At 68.0% G+C, this 18703-nt stretch carries 19 protein-coding genes and 1 pseudogene; 13 read left to right on the top strand and 7 right to left on the bottom strand.

Going from position 1 to position 18703, the window contains the following annotated elements:
* Positions 1–14: 14 nt before the first annotated feature.
* Entirely contained in the window at positions 15–431 is a 417-nt protein-coding gene (locus VV02_RS18260) for a hypothetical protein (protein WP_157063453.1), read from the bottom strand.
* A 212-nt stretch (positions 432–643) separates the two neighbouring features.
* On the opposite strand from VV02_RS18260, the gene rpsO reads away from it, so the two are divergent.
* The 7 genes from rpsO to VV02_RS18225 all read left to right on the top strand — a co-directional run bounded on the left by rpsO (position 644) and on the right by VV02_RS18225 (position 9095).
* The gene (gene rpsO / locus VV02_RS18255) at positions 644–913 is read left to right on the top strand and encodes a 30S ribosomal protein S15 (RefSeq protein WP_052593809.1); all 270 of its coding nucleotides are present in this window, start codon (positions 644–646) and stop codon (positions 911–913) included.
* Positions 914–1093: 180 nt separating this feature from the next.
* Positions 1094–3604 (top strand): polyribonucleotide nucleotidyltransferase, encoded by a 2511-nt coding sequence (locus VV02_RS18250; RefSeq protein ID WP_052593807.1) that lies wholly within the window; start codon positions 1094–1096, stop codon positions 3602–3604.
* A gap of 279 nt (positions 3605–3883) precedes the next feature.
* The gene (locus VV02_RS18245) at positions 3884–5950 is read left to right on the top strand and encodes an SDR family oxidoreductase (RefSeq protein WP_052593806.1); all 2067 of its coding nucleotides are present in this window, start codon (positions 3884–3886) and stop codon (positions 5948–5950) included.
* 52 nt (positions 5951–6002) lie between these two features.
* Positions 6003–6749, top strand: coding sequence for a 4-hydroxy-tetrahydrodipicolinate reductase (gene dapB, locus VV02_RS18240; protein ID WP_083450267.1), 747 nt, complete (start codon positions 6003–6005; stop codon positions 6747–6749).
* 69 nt (positions 6750–6818) lie between these two features.
* Positions 6819–7466, top strand: a complete 648-nt coding sequence (locus tag VV02_RS18235; RefSeq protein ID WP_052593804.1) for a DedA family protein — start codon at positions 6819–6821, stop codon at positions 7464–7466.
* A 127-nt stretch (positions 7467–7593) separates the two neighbouring features.
* Positions 7594–8313 carry a hypothetical protein gene (locus tag VV02_RS18230; protein ID WP_052593802.1) on the top strand — a complete coding sequence of 240 codons (720 nt, stop codon included), beginning with the start codon at positions 7594–7596 and terminating at the stop codon, positions 8311–8313.
* Positions 8211–9095: a hypothetical protein gene (locus VV02_RS18225; RefSeq protein ID WP_169787715.1), complete on the top strand. Its 885-nt coding sequence runs from the start codon at positions 8211–8213 to the stop codon at positions 9093–9095. The genes VV02_RS18230 and VV02_RS18225 overlap by 103 nt, the downstream gene beginning before the upstream one ends.
* Positions 9096–9123: 28 nt before the next feature.
* Here VV02_RS18225 and VV02_RS18220 read toward each other — a convergent pair whose 3' ends face one another.
* From VV02_RS18220 to VV02_RS18210, 3 genes are read right to left on the bottom strand one after another with little or no spacing between them, the layout of a single operon-like run.
* A complete protein-coding gene (locus tag VV02_RS18220; RefSeq protein WP_052593797.1) occupies positions 9124–9438 on the bottom strand; it encodes an AzlD domain-containing protein in 315 nt (104 codons plus the stop codon).
* The gene (locus VV02_RS18215; protein ID WP_052593795.1) at positions 9435–10136 is read right to left on the bottom strand and encodes an AzlC family ABC transporter permease; all 702 of its coding nucleotides are present in this window, start codon (positions 10134–10136) and stop codon (positions 9435–9437) included. Before VV02_RS18215 ends, VV02_RS18220 begins: the two co-directional genes overlap by 4 nt.
* On the bottom strand, positions 10133–10675 hold the full coding sequence (locus tag VV02_RS18210; RefSeq protein WP_052593793.1) for a GNAT family N-acetyltransferase: 543 nt from the start codon (positions 10673–10675) through the stop codon (positions 10133–10135). The genes VV02_RS18215 and VV02_RS18210 overlap by 4 nt, the downstream gene beginning before the upstream one ends.
* An 84-nt stretch (positions 10676–10759) precedes the next feature.
* Between VV02_RS18210 and paaA the strand changes: the two genes are divergently transcribed.
* From paaA to paaE, 5 genes are read left to right on the top strand one after another with little or no spacing between them, the layout of a single operon-like run.
* Entirely contained in the window at positions 10760–11806 is a 1047-nt protein-coding gene (gene paaA / locus VV02_RS18205) for a 1,2-phenylacetyl-CoA epoxidase subunit PaaA (protein ID WP_083450266.1), read from the top strand.
* Entirely contained in the window at positions 11803–12087 is a 285-nt protein-coding gene (gene paaB, locus VV02_RS18200; protein WP_052593791.1) for a 1,2-phenylacetyl-CoA epoxidase subunit PaaB, read from the top strand. The genes paaA and paaB overlap by 4 nt, the downstream gene beginning before the upstream one ends.
* The gene (gene paaC / locus VV02_RS18195; RefSeq protein WP_083450265.1) at positions 12084–12893 is read left to right on the top strand and encodes a 1,2-phenylacetyl-CoA epoxidase subunit PaaC; all 810 of its coding nucleotides are present in this window, start codon (positions 12084–12086) and stop codon (positions 12891–12893) included. The genes paaB and paaC overlap by 4 nt, the downstream gene beginning before the upstream one ends.
* Positions 12887–13384: a 1,2-phenylacetyl-CoA epoxidase subunit PaaD gene (paaD, locus tag VV02_RS18190; protein ID WP_157063452.1), complete on the top strand. Its 498-nt coding sequence runs from the start codon at positions 12887–12889 to the stop codon at positions 13382–13384. Before paaC ends, paaD begins: the two co-directional genes overlap by 7 nt.
* Positions 13384–14499, top strand: coding sequence for a 1,2-phenylacetyl-CoA epoxidase subunit PaaE (gene paaE, locus VV02_RS18185; protein ID WP_052593789.1), 1116 nt, complete (start codon positions 13384–13386; stop codon positions 14497–14499). Before paaD ends, paaE begins: the two co-directional genes overlap by 1 nt.
* Here the strand turns inward: paaE and VV02_RS18180 are convergent.
* On the bottom strand, positions 14487–15656 hold the full coding sequence (locus VV02_RS18180; protein ID WP_218917440.1) for an MFS transporter: 1170 nt from the start codon (positions 15654–15656) through the stop codon (positions 14487–14489). The genes paaE and VV02_RS18180 overlap by 13 nt on opposite strands.
* Before the next feature lie 325 nt (positions 15657–15981).
* Here VV02_RS18180 and VV02_RS27465 point away from each other — a divergent pair.
* Positions 15982–16779: pseudogene (locus tag VV02_RS27465) on the top strand (DUF3626 domain-containing protein); the annotation flags it as partial.
* Between the two features lie 102 nt (positions 16780–16881).
* Here VV02_RS27465 and VV02_RS26965 read toward each other — a convergent pair.
* Together VV02_RS26965 and VV02_RS18160 are read right to left on the bottom strand one after the other, a co-directional pair.
* Complete coding sequence (locus tag VV02_RS26965) at positions 16882–17817, bottom strand: dihydrofolate reductase (protein ID WP_218917439.1); 936 nt, start codon at positions 17815–17817, stop codon at positions 16882–16884.
* The gene (locus VV02_RS18160) at positions 17814–18608 is read right to left on the bottom strand and encodes a thymidylate synthase (protein WP_052593782.1); all 795 of its coding nucleotides are present in this window, start codon (positions 18606–18608) and stop codon (positions 17814–17816) included. The genes VV02_RS26965 and VV02_RS18160 overlap by 4 nt, the downstream gene beginning before the upstream one ends.
* Between the last annotated feature and the right edge of the window lie 95 nt (positions 18609–18703).

Here is an 18703-nt window from a genome sequence, read left to right as displayed (position 1 = left end):
TGGAGTGAGACCTCTCAGGTCGCAGGATCTGTGGCGCGACCCGACGTCGGTTGACCGGGATGGGCGCAGTAGCGCAGGGGCCCGCTGCGACCGGCGAGGTAGGCGTAGTCCCGGCCGTCGACGCGCAGGATCACCCGTCGTCCGGGAGTCAGCACGCTGGCGTACATCATCCCCTTCTCAGGACAGCCGGCTGCGCTGTCCGGCCAGGTGACCTCTTCGTCAGTGGCCACCGTCACGGCAGTCTTCGTGACCCCGAGGCGGCGGGCCAGGTCGTCGACCGCCGTACGGACAGCGGAGTTGCCGGGCTGCGTCATCGAGGTCTCCGTCGTGGTCGGTGCCGGCACACGGCCAGGTGAGTCGTCGTTCGTACCGCACGATGTCGCCACCAGCGCAGCCGCACCGAGCACGACCCAGCTCATGCCTCGCCTCATGCCGGACCTCCTGTTCCTACCCAGGTGTACGCCGTGGGCCGCCCCAAGGTTGCCCGAATGCGCCGCCCGTGATGCCCTAGAGCGCCGATTAGGGCGGAATGACGGGCCGCTGCTAGCCTGGGTCCTGCCGTAGACCGGCCGCGGATACAGAGCGCCCTGGTGGACATGCCCAGGAGCACCGCGCAACGACACAGAAACGGAGTCGCCGACTCATGCCTTTGGACACTGCCACCAAGAAGCAGATCATGGACGAGTACGCCACCAAGGACGGCGACACCGGCTCGCCCGAGGTGCAGGTCGCGATGCTGACGCAGCGCATCAAGGACCTCACCGAGCACTCGCGCCAGCACCCCCACGACCACCACAGCCGTCGTGGCCTCCTGCTCCTCGTCGGCCAGCGCAAGCGGATGCTGCGCTACCTCGAGAGCGTTGACATCGAGCGCTACCGCGCGCTGATCAAGCGACTGGGTCTGCGTCGCTGATCACCCCATGCCTTACGACCTCAAGGCGGTCACCCTCGCGGTGACCGCCTTGAGGCGTAGGAGGACGTACGACCGACGGGCCCGCATGTGAGCGGTCACCCGAGGCGTACGACCACCGAGAAGGAAGGCACACGGACAACGACGATCCGTGGTCTGCACACTTGAAGAACAGGAGGACCCATGGAGGGTCCAGAGATCACTTTCGCCGAAGCCACCATTGACAACGGCTCGTTCGGCACCCGCACCGTCCGGTTCGAGACGGGCCGCCTGGCCAAGCAGGCCGGCGGAGCAGTCCTTTGCTACCTGGATGACGAGACCACGCTGCTGTCGACGACAGCCGCTGGCAAGCACCCGCGCGAAGGCTTCGACTTCTTCCCGCTGACGGTGGATGTCGAGGAGCGCATGTACGCCGCGGGCAAGATCCCCGGCAGCTTCTTCCGGCGTGAGGGTCGTCCCGGTACGGACGCGATCCTCACCTGCCGTCTGATCGACCGCCCCCTGCGCCCGGCCTTCGTGAAGGGTCTGCGCAACGAGGTCCAGGTCGTCATCACGGTGCTCGCGCTCAACCCCGACCACCAGTACGACGTGCTCGCCATCAACGGCGCGTCCATCTCCACGCAGATCTCGGGTCTGCCGTTCTCCGGTCCGATCGGCGCGACTCGCGTCTCGCTGATCGACGGCCAGTGGGTTGCGTTCCCGAACTTCTCCGACGCGGCGCGCTCGACGTTCGACATGGTCGTCGCCGGTCGTGTTGTCGGTGACGACGTCGCGATCATGATGGTTGAGGCCGAGTCGACCGAGTCGACCTGGGACCTGGTCAAGAACCAGGGCAAGCAGGCGCCGACCGAGGAGATCGTGGCCGAGGGCCTCGAGGCCTCCAAGAAGTTCATCAAGGTGCTGTGCGAGGCGCAGGCCGACCTGGCTTCCAAGGCTGCCAAGGAGGTTCAGGAGTTCCCGCTGTTCCTGGACTACCAGGACGACGTGCTCGAGGCCGTCAGCAAGGACAGCACCGACCAGGTGCGCGCCGCGCTGACCATCGCCGCCAAGCAGGAGCGCGAGGACAAGCTCGACGAGCTCAAGGAGGCCCTCAAGGCCGAGCTCGCGGGCGAGGGCAAGCGTTTCGAGGGTCGCGACAAGGAAGTCTCCGCGGCCTTCAAGTCGGTCCAGAAGGCGCTCATCCGTGAGCGCATCCTCAAGGACAAGGTCCGCATCGACGGCCGTGGCCTGGCCGACATCCGCGCCCTGAGCGCCGAGGTCGAGGTGCTGCCGCGCGTGCACGGCTCGGCGATCTTCGAGCGCGGCGAGACCCAGATCATGGGTGTCACCACGCTCAACATGCTGCGCATGGAGCAGCAGCTGGACACCCTGTCGCCGGTGACCCGCAAGCGCTACATGCACAACTACAACTTCCCGCCCTACTCCACCGGTGAGACCGGTCGAGTCGGTTCGCCGAAGCGTCGCGAGATCGGTCACGGTGCGCTCGCCGAGCGTGCCCTGATGCCGGTGCTGCCGACGCGCGAGGAGTTCCCGTACGCCATCCGCCAGGTGTCGGAGGCGCTCAGCTCCAACGGCTCCACCTCGATGGGTTCGGTCTGCGCCTCGACGCTGGCCCTGCTCAACGCCGGTGTGCCGCTGCGCGCGCCCGTTGCCGGTATCGCGATGGGTCTGGTCTCGGCTGAGGTCGACGGCAAGACCGAGTACGCCGCGCTCACCGACATCCTCGGAGCCGAGGACGCTTTCGGCGACATGGACTTCAAGGTCGCCGGCACGCGCGAGTTCGTCACGGCCATCCAGCTCGACACCAAGCTCGACGGCATCCCCGCCGACGTGCTGGGCGGCGCGCTGACCCAGGCCCGCGACGCGCGTCTGCACATCCTGGACGTCATGAACGAGGCCATCGACGCGCCCGACGAGATGAGCCCGTTCGCTCCTCGCGTCATCGCGGTCAAGGTTCCGGTCGACAAGATCGGTGAGGTCATCGGCCCGAAGGGCAAGATGATCAACCAGATCCAGGAGGACACCGGCGCCGACATCTCCATCGAGGACGACGGCACCGTCTACATCGGCGCGACCGATGGTCCTTCGGCCGAGGCTGCGCGCGCGGCGATCAACGCGATCGCCAACCCGCAGATGCCCGAGGTCGGGGAGCGCTTCCTCGGCACCGTGGTCAAGACGACCACGTTCGGTGCGTTCGTCTCGCTGCTCCCGGGCAAGGACGGTCTGCTGCACATCTCCGAGGTGCGCAAGCTCGTCGGTGGCAAGCGGATCGACGCGGTCGAGGATGTCCTGAAGATCGGCCAGAAGGTTCAGGTCGAGCTCAAGGAGATCGACCCGCGCGGCAAGCTCTCGCTCGCCGTGGTCGAGGAGGCCGGTGCGGGCAACAACGACGCTCCGGCCACCGACGCTCCGGCCGCTGAGGCGCCCGCTGCCGAGGCTCCGGTCAACGACGCTCCTGCTGCCGAGGCTCCGGTCAACGACGCTCCTGCGGCGGCTCCGGCCGACCAGGGTGCCGACGCGCCGTCCGACGACAGTGACAGCGACTCCGAGGACGGTGGCGAGGAGCGCAAGCGCCAGCGTCGTCGTCGCGGTGGTCGTGGTCGCGGTCGCGGCAACGACGGTGGCGACAAGGCCGAGGGCGGCTCGGCCGACGCCGAGCCCGTCAACGCTGGTGCGGTGTCCGAGGACGCCTGACGGCGCAGTCTCACGCACGAACCGAAGGCCCGGCACCCCTGTGGGTGCCGGGCCTTCGGCCAGCCTGGGGCATCTGAGGAGCGACCGATCGAGCCGCTGCTCAGGTCTAGGGGTACCAAGGCGCCTGAGGAGTGACCGGTCGGGCCACTCCTCAGGTCACGATGGCATCCGGTTTGGCCACGGGTTCTGGGCTGTGACATCGGCTCATGTGGGCGGGGCCTTCCCAGGAAAGTTACGCACCGGTAACCTTGGGCCGCCGCGACCGCGAAGGATGGGCTGATGACGGGTTATCTGATCACCGGAGGCACGGGCTTCATCGGGAGGCACGTGCTGCCGCGTCTCCTCGAGGCGGACGCGACCGCTGAGGTCCATGTCCTCGTACGCGAGTCCTCGGTCTCCCGACTGACGAGGCTGGCGAGCGGGTGGCCGGGAGGTGACCGCGTGCATGCCCTCGTCGGGGACCTCACAGCACCCGGGCTGGGGCTCGGTCCCAGTGGCGCACCCATGGGGATCGAGCACATCCTGCACCTCGGCGCGATCTACGACATGACTGCCGATGCGGACAGCCAGCAGGCGGCCAACGTCGAGGGCACCTCGTCGGTCATCGACCTGGCTCTGGGGCTCGGTGCGGTGCTGCACCACGTCTCGTCCATCGCAGTGGCCGGCGACTACCACGGGAGCTATTCAGAGGATCAGTTCGATCTCGGGCAGCACTTCCCCTCGCCCTACCACCGCACCAAGTTCCTGGCCGAGCAGCTCGTCCGCGGCGCGGACGGCCTGCACTGGCAGGTCTACCGGCCGGCCGTCGTCGTGGGGGACTCCCGCACCGGCGAGATGGACAAGATCGACGGCCCGTACTACTTCTTCGGGCTGCTGAGGCAGCTCGGTCGGCTGCCTGCGGCGCTGCCCGTCCTGCTGCCCGAGATGGGTGATACCAACGTCGTCCCGGTCGACTTCGTCGCCGACGCCATCGTCGCGCTGATGACGCGTCCGCAGCCGGACCGCAGCGTGTGGCACCTGACCAGTCCTCGGCCGCAGAGCATGACCGAGCTCTACAACGCGCTCGCCCCGGCCATCGGTGGTCCGCGCGGCATCGGCGTGCTGCCTCGCGAAATCGCCCAAGCCGCAATGGATCTCAGCGGTCGCGCACCACTGCGGACCGGCCGGGACCTGTTCGCCCAGCAGCTCGGCATCCCGCCGGTTCTGCTCGATGCCCTGCACCTGCGCACCCGCTTCGACGCCGACCGCACGATCGACACCCTGGCCGGACTCAGCGTCGCGCTGCCCGACCTGGCCGACTACGCCCCGGCGCTCTACGGCTACTGGGAGCGTGAGCTCGATCCCGACCGGCACCGCAGACCCGGACCGGGTGGGCCGCTCGACGGACGCCACGTGGTGATCACCGGCGGCTCCTCCGGCATCGGCAAGGAGTCGGCACGGCTGTGCGCGTCGAAGGGCGCGAAGGTCATCATCCTGGCCCGCAACGAGCTCGAGCTGAAGGCCACCGAGTCCGAGCTGCGGGCAGAGGGTGGCGACGTGCACGCCTACGCGTGCGACCTCACCGATCCGGACTCGGTCAGCGTGGTGGTCAAGACGATCCTGACGGACCACGACCACGTCGATGTCCTCGTCAACAACGCCGGCCGCTCGATCCGGCGAGCCACGCTGAACGCGACCGACCGGCTGCACGACTACGAGCGCACCATGGCCGTGAACTACTTCGGGGCAGTGCACATCACCCTCGAGCTGCTGCCGCAGATGGCCGAGCGCAAGTTCGGACGCGTCGTCAATGTCTCGACGATCGGTGTGCTCGCCAAGGGTCCGCGCTTCGGCGCGTACGTCGCCTCCAAGGCGGCGCTCGATGCGTTCAGCGACGTCACCGCAAGCGAGACCGTCTCGCAGCACGTCACGTTCACCAACATCCACATGCCACTCGTGCGTACCCGGATGATCGCGGCCACCGACACCTATGACCGAATGAACGTCCTCACGCCACAGAAGGCTGCCGCCATCGTGGTGAAGGCGATCGCGGAGCACCCGCGCCGCATCGACACGCCCCTGGGCAGCCTGGCGACCGTGGGCCACTTCCTGACGCCGTCGCTGACGGCCTTCATCCAGCACCAGATGTTCTTGATGTTCCCGGACTCAGCGGCCGCCGCGTCGACGGGCGCCACCCGTAGCGCCGACGGTGGCAACGACGCCGGCAGCGACACGTTCGACATCGCGCTGAACGTCCGCGACCGGGTCGGGCGGGCCGCGCGTCCGGTCGGTCGGATCGCGGAGCGTTCGGGTGTCGCTGGACTGGCGCGCGATGCCGTACGCCTGATCCCTGGCATCCACTGGTAGCCCGCCGTGGCCCGTCGGTCCGGGTTGCGGCAGCCCTCGTAGGCTGGGCGTCGTGACTGATCTGATCAAGGTGGCCGTGATCGGCGCATCCGGCCGCATGGGCTCGCAGGCGTGCCAGGCGGTCGAGGCTGCGGAGGACCTCGAGCTCGTGGGCCGGTTCGACGTCGGCGACGACCTCGGCGACCTCGGCGGTGCGCAGGTCGCAGTCGAGCTGACTGTGCCGGACTCCTCGCCGGCCAACATCGCGCACTGTGTCGAGCAGGGCGTGCACGCTGTCGTCGGCACCACGGGTTGGACCGACCCACGGCTCGCCGCGCTGCGCGACCAGCTCGCGGCCAAGCCGGAGGTCGGAGTGCTCATCGCGCCCAACTTCGCGATCGGCGCGCTGCTGATGATGTCGTTCGCCCGGCAGGCCGCCCGGTTCTACGAGTCCGTCGAGGTCGTGGAGACCCACCACCCGGACAAGGTCGACGCACCGTCCGGCACCGCGGCGAGGACCGCGTCACTCATTGCCGAGGCGCGACGTGAGGCCGGACTCGGAGACGTCCCCGACGCGACGACCACGGATCCCGACGGCGCTCGTGGGGCCCGCGTGGACGGCGTACCCGTGCATGCGCTGCGCCTTCGCGGCCGCGTCGCACACCAGGAGGTCGCCTTCGGTGCGATCGGTGAGGCGCTCACGATCCGACACGACTCGTTCGACCGGGTGAGCTTCATGCCCGGCGTGCTGACCGGCGTACGCGACGTGGCCGGGCACCCGGGGCTGACCGTCGGCCTCGAGCACTACCTGGGTCTGTAGGACATCCGGAGTTCAGGTGCTGGTCGCCTGGCCGACCTAGCGTGACGCCATGCGGGGCGTGGTGGGGACGTGATCGATCAGATCCTGAGCTGGGTCGAGCAGATGATGGGCTCGGTCTGGGTCTATCCGGCGTTGTTCGGGATGTCGTTGCTCGATGCCCTGGTGCCGATCTTTCCGAGCGAGGCGCCGCTGATCATGGCGGGTGTGTACGCCGGCTCGGACGGCACTCCGAACGTCGTCGCCGTGATCCTCTCGGCCGGTCTCGGCGCCCTGATCGGTGATCACCTCACCTTCTTCATCGGTCGCCGGCTCGCCTCGCGAGTGGACGCGGTCCCGCCCGACAGCCGCCGCGGCAGAGCGATCGCGAGCGCCAAGACGATGCTGGACAAGCGCGGTGGCATGACCCTCGTCATCGCGCGCTTCATCCCCTGGGGCCGAATCGCCACCACCCTTGTGCTCGGAGCAACGGGCTATCCCGTACGCCGGTTCACCGCTTTCGACAGCCTGGGCGTCTTCCTGTGGGCGGTTCACGGCTGCCTGATGGGTTATATCGGGGGAGCGGCCTTCCAGCACGAGCCGCTCAAGGGGCTGATGCTCGGCATCGGCATGGCGCTCGTCGCCTCGGCTCTCATCGAGGTCGGCCGAGCCCTGATCGCACGCCGGCGCGCGGCGCGCACGAACGCGCCCGAGCCGGAGCGCGCACCGGCGGATGTCTGACTGGAGCCAACCGTGCTGATCGGCGCGGTGAGATTGTGCGGTCCCGAGCTCCATAGGACGTTCGTCCTGCGGGGCGCAGGACGAGTGGGCCTGGTTCGAGGTCGCCGCTGATAGCAGTCTGGGCGCCATGACTGAGACGTTGGTCCTGGGTGCCAAGAGTGTCGTGTGCGCGATGATCACCGTGCTCGGACTCAGTTCTTCGGCTGTCGCAGGGGCGAACGAGGCGCACTCCGTCACGGTCGTGCGCGTCAACGCAAAGGACGTGGTGCGCCGGTTGCCCGCGACGGTCATCGGTGCCGACGACCCGGTGTGGAATCCGGGCTTGACGGCGCCGATCACAGCGCGGCGCATCTGGCAGGCCGGGATCGAGGACCTGAACTTCGACTCCGGCGGACAGACCGACCTCTACGACTGGCGCACCAATACCCTGCGGCCTGATCCCGACGCGGCCAGAGACACGGCTGCCCTCGGTGGCTACAGCTATGCCTCTGCCCCGCCTCAGTACACCTTCGACCAGTTCGAAGCGGTGGCCAGGGCCGCTGGTGCCCACACGACGGTTCACGTCAACTACGGCACCGGCACTCCTGCGGAAGCGGCGGCCTGGGTGAGGTACGCCAACCGAGAACGCGGGTACGGCGTACGCAACTGGATCATCGGCGAGGAGGTCTACAACGACCAGTACACCGAGCCGGACCGGCGCGTACCGCTGACGGGCGGGCGGGAGTCGGCCGCGGTCAACGCTCGTTGTTATGCGCGGAACGTCATCGCGTTCAGCAAGGCGATGAAGGCCGTGGACCGACGGTCCAGATCGGAGTCGAGCTGCTTGCTCTGGACCCTGCTTGGCTGACGGGCAGCTCGCCGACGAGCGCACGGCTGCGGTACTTCAACTCATGGACCAAGGAGGTCGCGGCGACGTCGGGCCTGACCAGCGCCGTCGACTTCGCGGATGTGCACTGGCTGGGCACGTACGACAACCCCGACTGGACGATCGGCCCAGAGCTGGCCAGCGTCGCCAACATTGGTCCTGCCATCGCCAGCCTGCGCCGAACGCTCGACACGAACAGCCGCCAGGGCCATCACGTGCGGATTCTTGCCGGTGAGGTGAACTCGGCGCCGGCCGCAATGCCCTACAGCGCAACCCAGAGCAACGCTGCCTACCTCGCGGACACCGAGCTCGCTCTGCTGGCCGCCGGAGCCCGTGAGGTGCACTGGTTCGGTCTGTACTCGGCTCTGCAACGCGGTTCACCCACCGCGGACCTCGGCCTGTTGTCCACCGGCAACTGTCAGGAGACCTGCGAATCACCTGTCGGCACAAGGCTTCCCACCTACTACGCACAACAGCTGGTCAGCGCCGTCGCACGGCCCGGCGGTCGGCTGATCGGCCGATCCACGACCGGAGCGATCGCGACTCACGCAGTCCGCGAGCCCGACGGCAGTCTCGCGATCCTTCTGGTCAATCGCAGCGCAGGCCCGGTCAGAACCCGCTTGGCACTTCGCGGCTATCGTGCCCGCGGCTGCGCCGCGCTCCTGCGGACTCGCGGAGACGGCATCCAGCACGACCTCGTACGGCCGACCGACGCCTTCGACTTGCCCGCCTATGCAGTGGCCCTCGTCCAGCTGCACCGGTAGGACGATGTAGCCCGCTGGGAGCAGGCGGTCAGCCGATTCCGGCTGCTCGCAGACCTGCTGCGGTGGCAGCAGCCAGCACGACCACCACGATGAACGGCGCTCGCAGGAGCAGCGCGATGATGGCCACCACCAACCCGGCGGCGCGCGCGTCGACTTCGAGTCGTCCTCCGTCTCCGACGAAGGCTTGCACGACGACCAGGCCGGCCAGCAGGGAGATCGGCAGCAGCCGTACGACCCGCGAGACGATCGGGCCTTCGAGCAGGTGAGCGGGCACGAGGTAGCCCAGCACCTTCAGCGCGTACGCCGCTCCACAGGCCACCAGGACCATCACCCAGGTATTCATGGGGCCGTGCTCCTGCGCGGCAGCAGACCCGCGAGCACGGCTGCGGCCGCGGCGGCGAGCACGGGGACACCGGCCGCCGAGTGCGGAGCCAGCAGGAGCGCGATGGCCGCTGCGGCGAGGGCGACGCCGCGAGCCTCGTGAGAGCCGAGCCGCGGCCAGAGCAACGCGCAGAAGGCGGCGACGGCGGCAGCATCCAGGCCGTACGTCTTCGGGTCGCCTATGGCGTTGCCGATCATGGCGCCCACGAAGGTCGTGAAGTTCCAGCCGACAAAGACGCCGAGCCCGGTCCACCAGAATCCGGTGCGCGACATCTCCCGCTCAGGCTGGACGACCGCGACAGCGGTGGACTCGTCGATCGTCAGGTGTGCGGCTACCAGCCGGCGCCAGCCGCGTGCCTCCAGGAGACGGCTGACCTGCAGACCGTAGAGGCCGTTGCGGACGCCGAGGAGGGTTGACGTGGCGACCGCGGACAGACCCGCACCGCCGGCCGCGACGACGCCGACGAGTGCGAACTGCGACCCACCGCTGAACAGCAGCACCGACAGCGCGACGGTCTGCCAGGTGGACAGTCCCGCGGCGACGGACAGGGCACCGAAGCTGACGCCGTAGAGACCTGTGGCGACCGCGACAGACAGGCTCTGCCGGACGACCTCTTTACGCCGTGTGTTCGAGGTCGCTGTGGAGTCCTCGGCCGTCATGTGCCGACGATCGAGGCCACCAGTCGTACCTCGCGTGCGGTCGTGCCGTCCTCGGCGACCTCCCGGTCGCGCCATGCGCCGTCGGGCTGCGGTCCGGCTGACTCGAGGAAGGCTCGCGTCGTCTCGTCGCCCACGGCCACCCAGATCTCGATCTCGCGAAAGTCGTTGGCGCGCAACGTATCCACGGCTGCGTTGAGCAGACGTGAACCGTGGCCGACCCGACGGTGCTCGGGGGCCACGCCGAGGACGAGCAGCTCGCCGCGGCCGGCGACGTCGGTCGGTCCGACCGCGGCGAGGCCGACGAGATCGGTGCCGGCGGTGGCCACGAGCAACCGGTGCTGAGAGGTCGGGGGCTCGGCGAGCGAGCGACTCCAGATGTCCGCGAAGGCCTCGGCCTCGAAGGTGTCGAGCACCTCGCGAGGCAGAAGACCGGCGTACGCCGTCCGCCACACCCTGCTCTGGACCTCACCGACGGCTGCCGCATCGGCGGGACGGGCGGTCCGGACGGCGGCGTCCGCAGCGGGGAGGTCGGTGGTCATGGCGGCCAGTCTCGCAAGCCGCGGGCCATATGACAGTCTGGATACAGAATTGCGTATTCTTGTCATAGAAGGCATCCTGTGAGCATGGACAGCAACGACGTCGGCCCCGGCTCCGAACCGCTCAACGCAGCGGAGGGCGGGGCACTGGACGAGCTGCTTCCGACGGCGACCCAGCGTCGTACGCAGCCGGGATCCTTCGATGACCTCATCGCGGCGGAGCAGCGCATCGAGCCGCGTGACGCGATGCCGGACGACTACCGCAAGACGCTGATCCGCCAGATCGCTCAGCACGCGCACTCCGAGATCATCGGTATGCAGCCCGAGGGCGCCTGGATCTCGCGTGCTCCGTCCCTGCGGCGCAAGGCGATCCTGATGGCCAAGGTGCAGGACGAGGCCGGCCACGGGCTCTACCTCTACAGCGCGGCCGAGACGCTGGGCGTGGACCGCAGCGAGCTGCTCGACAAGCTGCACACGGGGCGGCAGAAGTACTCCTCGATCTTCAACTACCCGACCCTGACGTGGGCCGACGTGGGTGCGATCGGCTGGCTGGTCGACGGCGCCGCGATCATGAACCAGGTGCCGCTGTGCCGGTGCTCCTACGGGCCGTACGCCCGCGCCATGATCCGCGTCTGCAAGGAGGAGTCCTTCCACCAGCGGCAGGGCTTCGAGATCTTGTGGACCCTGGCGCGCGGGACCGAGAAGCAGCACGCGATGGCCCAGGACGCTGCCGACCGCTGGTGGTGGCCGGCGCTGATGATGTTCGGTCCGCCCGACACCGGCGATGCCGCGGCTCCCGGTGGGCACACCGAGCAGTCGATGGCCTGGGGCATCAAGCGGTTCAGCAATGATGACCTGCGTCAGAAGTTCGTCGACATCACCGTCCCGCAGGCCCAGAAGCTCGGCCTGACGCTGCCCGACCCCGACCTGCGCTGGAACGACGAGCGGGGCCACTGGGACTTCGGCGAGATCGACTTCGACGAGCTGTGGCGCGTCGTCAAGGGCGACGGACCGTGCAACGCCGAGCGCATCGAGCACCGCGTGCGCGCCCACGATGAGGGTGCGTGGGTCCGGGAGGCGGCGAATGCGTACGCCGACAAGGTCGCAGCACGCGCGAAGGAGGCCGTGGCATGACTTCGGAATGGCCGCTGTACGAGGTGTTCGTCCGGGGTAAGCGAGGGCTCTCACACCTGCACGTCGGCTCGCTGCACGCACCGGACGCCGAGATGGCGCTGCGCAACGCACGCGACCTCTACACCCGCCGCCAGGAAGGCGTGTCCGTCTGGGTCGTCAAGGCGGATGACATCACAGCGAGCAGCCCGGATGAGAAGGACTCGTTCTTCGATCCGGCGGCGGACAAGGTCTACCGCCACCCGACGTTCTACGACGTGCCCGAGGACGTGGAGTACTTGTGAGCGGGGACACGACCTGGGTGGGACGCGCGCCGGACACGACTGTCCCTGAAGGCGATTCGCTGGCCGCGGCCTACTGCTTGCAGCTCGGAGACGATGCCCTGATCTACGCGCAGCGACTGGGGGAGTGGATCTCACGCGCGCCACAGATCGAGGAGGACATGGCCCTCGGCAACATCGGCCTCGACCAGCTCGGTCAGGCTCGCGCGCTGCTGACGCGGGTGGGAGAGCTGGATGGGTCCGGTCGGACTGAGGACGACCTCGCCTACCTGCGCGACGAGCGGGAGTTCCGCAACGTCCAGCTGGTCGAGCAGCCACGTGGTGACTTCGCCTTCGAGATGGCACGGCTGCTGTGGTTCTCCAGCTATCAGGCGGAGCTGTACGCCGCCCTCCTGACCTCCGAGGACGAGGTCCTGTCGGCGGTCGCTCACAAGGCGGTCAAGGAGGTTGCCTATCACCGCGACCACGCAACCCAGTGGGTGCTGCGACTGGGTGACGGCACGCTCGAGTCCCACGACCGGATGCAGACGGCCCTCGAGGCCGTACTCCCTTATCTGGCAGAGCTGTTCGACGACGACGCGGTGTCTCTCGCGGCTGCTGAGGCCGGGCGTGGTGTAGCGCCGTCGGGTCTTCATGACGCGGTGGTCGCTCGTGTCGGTGCAGTGGTGGATGAGGCAACCTTGACGCTGCCCAACGACTCGCGCTGGCGCTCACGAGGTGGCCGCACGGGCGCGCACTCGTCGGCCATGGGGCATCTCCTTGCCGACATGCAGCACATCGCCCGGTCACACCCGGGAGCGCAGTGGTGACGGCCGTCGCGACCAGCTCGGTGGATGTCCTCGCCGCGGTCCGGGCGATCCCGGACCCTGAGGTCCCGGTCATCACGATCGACGACCTCGGGATCCTGCGGTCCGTCGACCTCGACGGCGACCGCCTGCGCGTCGTGATCACTCCGACCTACTCCGGCTGTCCGGCGATGGAGGCGATTCGCGCCAACATTCAGCGAGTGGCTGCCGATCACGGCTACGAGGCGGACGTCTCGATGCAGCTGTCTCCGGCCTGGACCACGGACTGGATGTCCGCTGATGGCCGAGATGCGTTGGCACGCTTCGGGATTGCTCCACCACATGTACTGAAGGACGGCCCTGTTGCTGTGGGCCTCAGCGTCCGTCAGGTGACCTGTCCGCTGTGTGGCTCGACGGACACCGAGGAGCTCTCCCGGTTCGGGTCGACATCGTGCAAGGCGCTCCGTCGGTGCGTATCGTGCCGCGAGCCGTTCGAGGAGTTCAAGGCCCTCTGATGACTGCTCTGATCAGCACTCCGGCCCGCACCCGGCCGCGCTTCCACACCCTCACGGTGAGCCATGTCCAACAGCTCACGGACGAGGCCGTCGCGATCTCCTTCGCCGTGCCCGACGACTTGGCGTCGGTGTTCGAGTTCGCTCCTGGCCAGCACCTGACTCTTCGCGCGACGATCGACGGCGAGGACGTACGCCGCTCCTACTCCATCTGCCTGTCCCGCTCGGAAGCCTTGCTGCGCAAGGAAGTTCGCGTCGGGTCCGCGCGGGTGCCCGGGGGCGTGATGTCCACCTGGCTCAACGAGAAGGTCAAGCCGGGCGACGAGATCGAGGTCATGTCGCCGCTCGGTGCATTCACCTGCCCGACCGACCCTGGTTTGTCCCGCCACCATGTCGCCATCGCGGCCGGGTCGGGCATCACGCCCGTGCTGTCCTTGCTGGCGAGCGCTCTCGAGGACGAGCCGAGCTCGCGGGCCACGCTGATCTTCGGCAACCGGCGCACCGACTCGATCATGTTCCTCGAAGAGCTCGAGGACCTGAAGAACGCGTACGCCGGTCGCTTCCACCTCATCAACGTCCTGTCGCGCGAACCGCAGGAAGTCGAGCTGTTCAACGGGCGGATCGACAAGGAGCGGCTGGAGCGGCTCTTCGGCGCGCTCATCCCTGTCGACGCCGTTGACGAGTGGTACCTCTGTGGCCCGTTCGGCATGGTTGAAGGCGCACGAGAGCTGTTGCGGGACAACGGTGTTGGTGACAGCCACGTCCACCACGAGGTGTTCCACGTCGACGAGGTCGGACAGCCGGCGCCGGTCATCGTGACCGAGCCCGGCGCGCCGGCCGAGGCCGTGGTCACGATCAACCTGGATGGTCGCTCCACCGAGGTCGAGATGCCCAGCAAGGCTGAGTCGATCCTGGACGCCACGCTGCGTGAGCGGCCGGATGCGCCCTTCAGCTGCACGGGTGGCGTGTGCGGGACCTGCCGTGCGCGGGTCGTCCAGGGAGAGGTCCGGATGGACCGCAACTACGCACTGGAGCCGGAAGAGATCGCGGCCGGCATCGTCCTCGCGTGCCAGGCCCACCCGGTCACCGACACCGTCACGCTCGACTACGACGCCTGAACGGCTCGGTCCTTCGTCGCGCTCAGGCGGCGGGCCGACGGGTCGAGTGCGAGGACGAGGCCCACGAGGAGAACCGGCACTGCACACAGCGCGAAGCCCCACTGCAGCGAGTAGTGGAGCGTTGCTCCGAGGAGTGCGATGGACAGGGGCTCAAGGACGACTCGCGGCACCTGCATGACTGCGCTGATCCGCCCGAGGAGGTGCGCAGGAGTCGTCGTCTGGATGAAGGTCGGCAGGGCCACGTCGCTGCTGTAGGAGACGCCGATTCCCAGCAGACACAGGATGAGGGCCGCTGCCCAGGCCGACGGCATGAAGCCCAGCGCGATGAACACTGCGCCTTCCGCGACGGTCATGACGATGATGAGCAGACCCCAACGCCGAGGAAGCCCGGTGACCACGGCGCAGAGCGCACCGATGAACTGGCCGACTCCCCACCCCGACACCATCAGGGCGAGTGCCATGGCGCTCTCGCTCATCGAGCGCGCAAGGATCGGCAGACCGACCGCAAAGAGTCCGCTGTAGCTCAGAGTGGCAGCACTGATCACCAGAAGCACCAGCCGTACCTCTCGCGTCCGCCGAGCGTGTCTAAGTCCCTCACCGATGTCGCGGATCACCTCCCTCACTCTCGGTGACGGCTGGTCACTCGGTGCTCTCGGTGCCCACCTAACCGTCACTGCGGCGACAGCGAACGTCAGGGCATTGAGTGCGAACACCAGCCAGCTGCCGTCGGCTGCGGTGAGGAGTCCACCGAGTACGGGTCCAACGATGTAAGAGATCTGTTCCGCAAGCCCCTGCAAGGCATTTCCTCGATCGAGCTGCTCCTCGGGAACGATCGCAGGTAGCACCGACTCGCTCGCCGGAGTGAAGAACGCTGCTGACGTGCCCATGACAAAGGCCACTCCGTAGAGGTGCCACAGCTCAGCGCGATCAATGAATGTCAGTACTGCCAACGCGGCCATGAGCGCAGCCCGCACCACATGGCATATCCCCATCACGAGGCGTGGCGAGAACCGATCGACGTACGCGCCGCCGAGCAGCAGCAGCGCGCCGCGGGGAACCGTGTGCGCGAGGAGGATGCCGGCGAGCGCGCCGACAGATCCGGTCGTCTCGATCACCATCCAGGCGAGGGCGACCTCGAAGGCTGTGTCTCCGATCATGGAGAGGCCTTCGCCGCCCAGAACGGTCGCGAGTCGGCGACTCCTCAGGATCGGCAGGAACTGCCTCAGCTCTACCGCGACACGCATGACACCGCCGCCCCTCCGCGGCAACCCGCCGGATGCTTCTCCCTTGCCGGCTGACTATGCCATCGAACCCGGAGGCGCGCTCCTCCGAGCAGGTATCGGGGCCCAGCATCCAACAGTCCTGCCCGGCCACGGAGCGGTTCAGCGCAGGAGCCAGAATGTTCGAATGCGTCGACCGTCAGAGCGTGCCATCGAGCACGTTCGCGACCTTGCTCGAGACCAGGCCGCTGACCTGGATCGCGTGGTCACGAGACGGGCTCGGGAGCACGCCGTACTGACGGTGAACTTTCACCCTGACCGGCCATCGCGGGACGGTCGTACGGCAGCCGAGTCGTTGGCGGCCGACGGTGTCTATCGCACACAGTTCGAGACCGGCATTTCTGCAGGCGGCCTCGACGCTGTGATCGAGGGTGCCCGAACTCGTTGGGAACACACGATGTTCGCGGGTGCGTACGACCGTGCTGACCCGAGCGAGCGGCCGCGCTACGGCGGTCTGGATCTCGTGGGCTATGCCGAGGGTGCCTGCCCGAGGTTCGGGTCATGTCACCTGCGGCTGGGTCCGCACATGCTGGAACGGACGACGTACACCTGGGGCGACAGCGCCACCGAGCCGACAGCCGTAGGAGTGTGGGATGAGCTCGGCGCGGTGCTCGCGGCGGCACAGCGGGATGAGATGCCTGAGGTTGCCGGGCAGCACGACGGGAGCGGCCGGCTCGATCGCTACATCGAGGCACAGATCCACAGCCCGATCGACCTGGCGACCGACGTGGTGGCTGTGGTCGTCGACCCGTCGTTCCAGCACTCACCGGTGGCGAGCCATCTCGAGAGGCTCAGCAGTCGATACGACGTCCCGCTCGAGTGGCACCCCGGCTATCAGCTGGAGCCGACCGCACTGGACCCGGAGTTCCGGACGTCCCTTTCACCGGAACTTGCGCAGGACGCACATGAGCGCCTCGCGCGAAGGGAGCAGCAGCTGGACGCCGAGCTCGTCGGACGCGCGGTGCAGGCGGTCCTACGGGATCCGGCTGAGTGGTCGCGGTACGGGGACGAGGTGCAGACACTGCAGGAGCTGAAGTACCTGTGGCATCACCTGGTCGAGCACGGTCGAAGGCAGCGCCGCCCTGGTCCGGGCTCGGTTGGCCTAGGACCAGATTGGTGGGTCCTGGGGCGCAAACGCCGCGTCGATCAGGTGCCGGTGCAGAGGGAGAACCGGGATCCGAGCGATGTCGGCCCTCCCGAACCAGCCGACCTCACTGACCTCATCGGTCGGCCCTGCCTCGCCTGCCACAACCTCTGCGCGAAAGCTGACGTCGTAGATCTGCACGCGCTCGCCGTCGGGGTAGACCACGACCCGATCGGGGTCGGTGCAGGCGCCGAGAAGGCTCGTGACGCGGACCTCCAGCCCGGTCTCCTCCCGCACCTCGCGCACGGCGGTCTCGCTCCAGCGCTCGCCTGCCTCGACGCCGCCGCCGGGCAGGCACCACAAGCCGTTGTCCGACCGACGGGTCAACAGCAGCCGCCCATCGCGCATGACTGCTGCGCCGGCGCCCATGCGCTGAACCGCACCCGCGCCAACGCGTTCGCCGAGGTCGTACGTCGCCCGCGGCGGAGTCCGCTCATAGGTGACCCAGGCAAAACCCTCGCGCTCCTCGCGAGCTGCCTCGCGCCATACGGCATCGAGCACGGGGAAGGAGGTGTCGCCCTCGACATCGCGATCGATCTCGGTCAGCAGGACGCGGTCGGCGAAGGGCAACGCCTGTTCGTAGATCTGCGCACCACCGACCACGAAGACGTCCTGGCCGTCGACCAGGGCCAGCGCGTGATCGAGTGAGGTGGCGGTCTCAACGCCGTCAGCGGACCAGTCGGCTTGCCGCGTCACGATGATCGAGCGGCGGCCAGGGAGTGCACCCATCGAGTCAAAAGTCTTGCGGCCCATGATCATCGGGTGGCCCATGGTCGTGCGCTTGAAGTACTTCAGGTCCTCGGGGAGATGCCACGGCATGCCGCCGTCCTTGCCGATGACGCGATTGCGAGACATCGCCGCGATGAGCGTGATGTGCGAGGAGCCCGAGCTCATACGGCGATCGGAGCCTTGATGCTCGGGTCGGCGACATAGCCCTCGAGCGAGATGTCCTCGAGCTCGAAGGCGTCGATGTCCTTGATGTCCCGGTTGAGCACCAGCCGGGGGAGCGGCTTGGGCTCGCGACTGAGCTGCAGCCGCGCCTGGTCGACATGGTTGAGATAGAGGTGGGCGTCCCCGATCGTGTGCACGAAGTCGCCTGGCTCGAGCCCGGTGACCTGCGCGACCATCGAGGTGAGCAGCGCGTACGAGGCGATGTTGAACGGCACGCCCAGGAACACGTCACCCGATCGCTGGTAGAGCTGGCACGAGAGGCGCCCGTTGGCCACGTAGAACTGGAACATCGTGTGGCACGGCGGCAGCGCCATGTCCTCGACGTCCGCGACGTTCCAGGCCGAGACGATGTGGCGGCGTGAGTCGGGGTTGGTGCGGATCGAGTCGATCACCCGGGCGAGCTGGTCGATCGAGCGACCGTCCGGCGTCGGCCAGGAACGCCACTGGTGGCCGTAGACCGGGCCGAGGTCGCCGTTCTCGTCGGCCCACTCGTCCCAGATCGAGATCTTGCGCTCGTGCAGCCAGGCGATGTTGGTGTCGCCACGCAGGAACCACAGCAGCTCGCCGAAGATCGAGCGCAGGTGGAGCTTCTTGGTGGTGGTGACCGGAAAGCCGTCGGACAGCGGGAACCGCATCTGATGACCGAACACGGACAGCGTGCCGGTGCCCGTGCGGTCGTCCTTGCGGGTGCCTTCGGTGAGGACGCGGTCGAGCAGGTCGAGATACTGCTTCACGCTCAGTGACGCTAGCAGCGAGGCCCGACACTGCGGAGTACCCCACTCGAACGGTGCGAGAGTGGTGCTATATTCGCCCAATGTGATCCAGATCA

Source organism: Luteipulveratus mongoliensis (assembly GCF_001190945.1).
Lineage (GTDB): Bacteria > Actinomycetota > Actinomycetes > Actinomycetales > Dermatophilaceae > Luteipulveratus > Luteipulveratus mongoliensis.
This window is presented reverse-complemented; position numbering and strand designations above follow the sequence as displayed.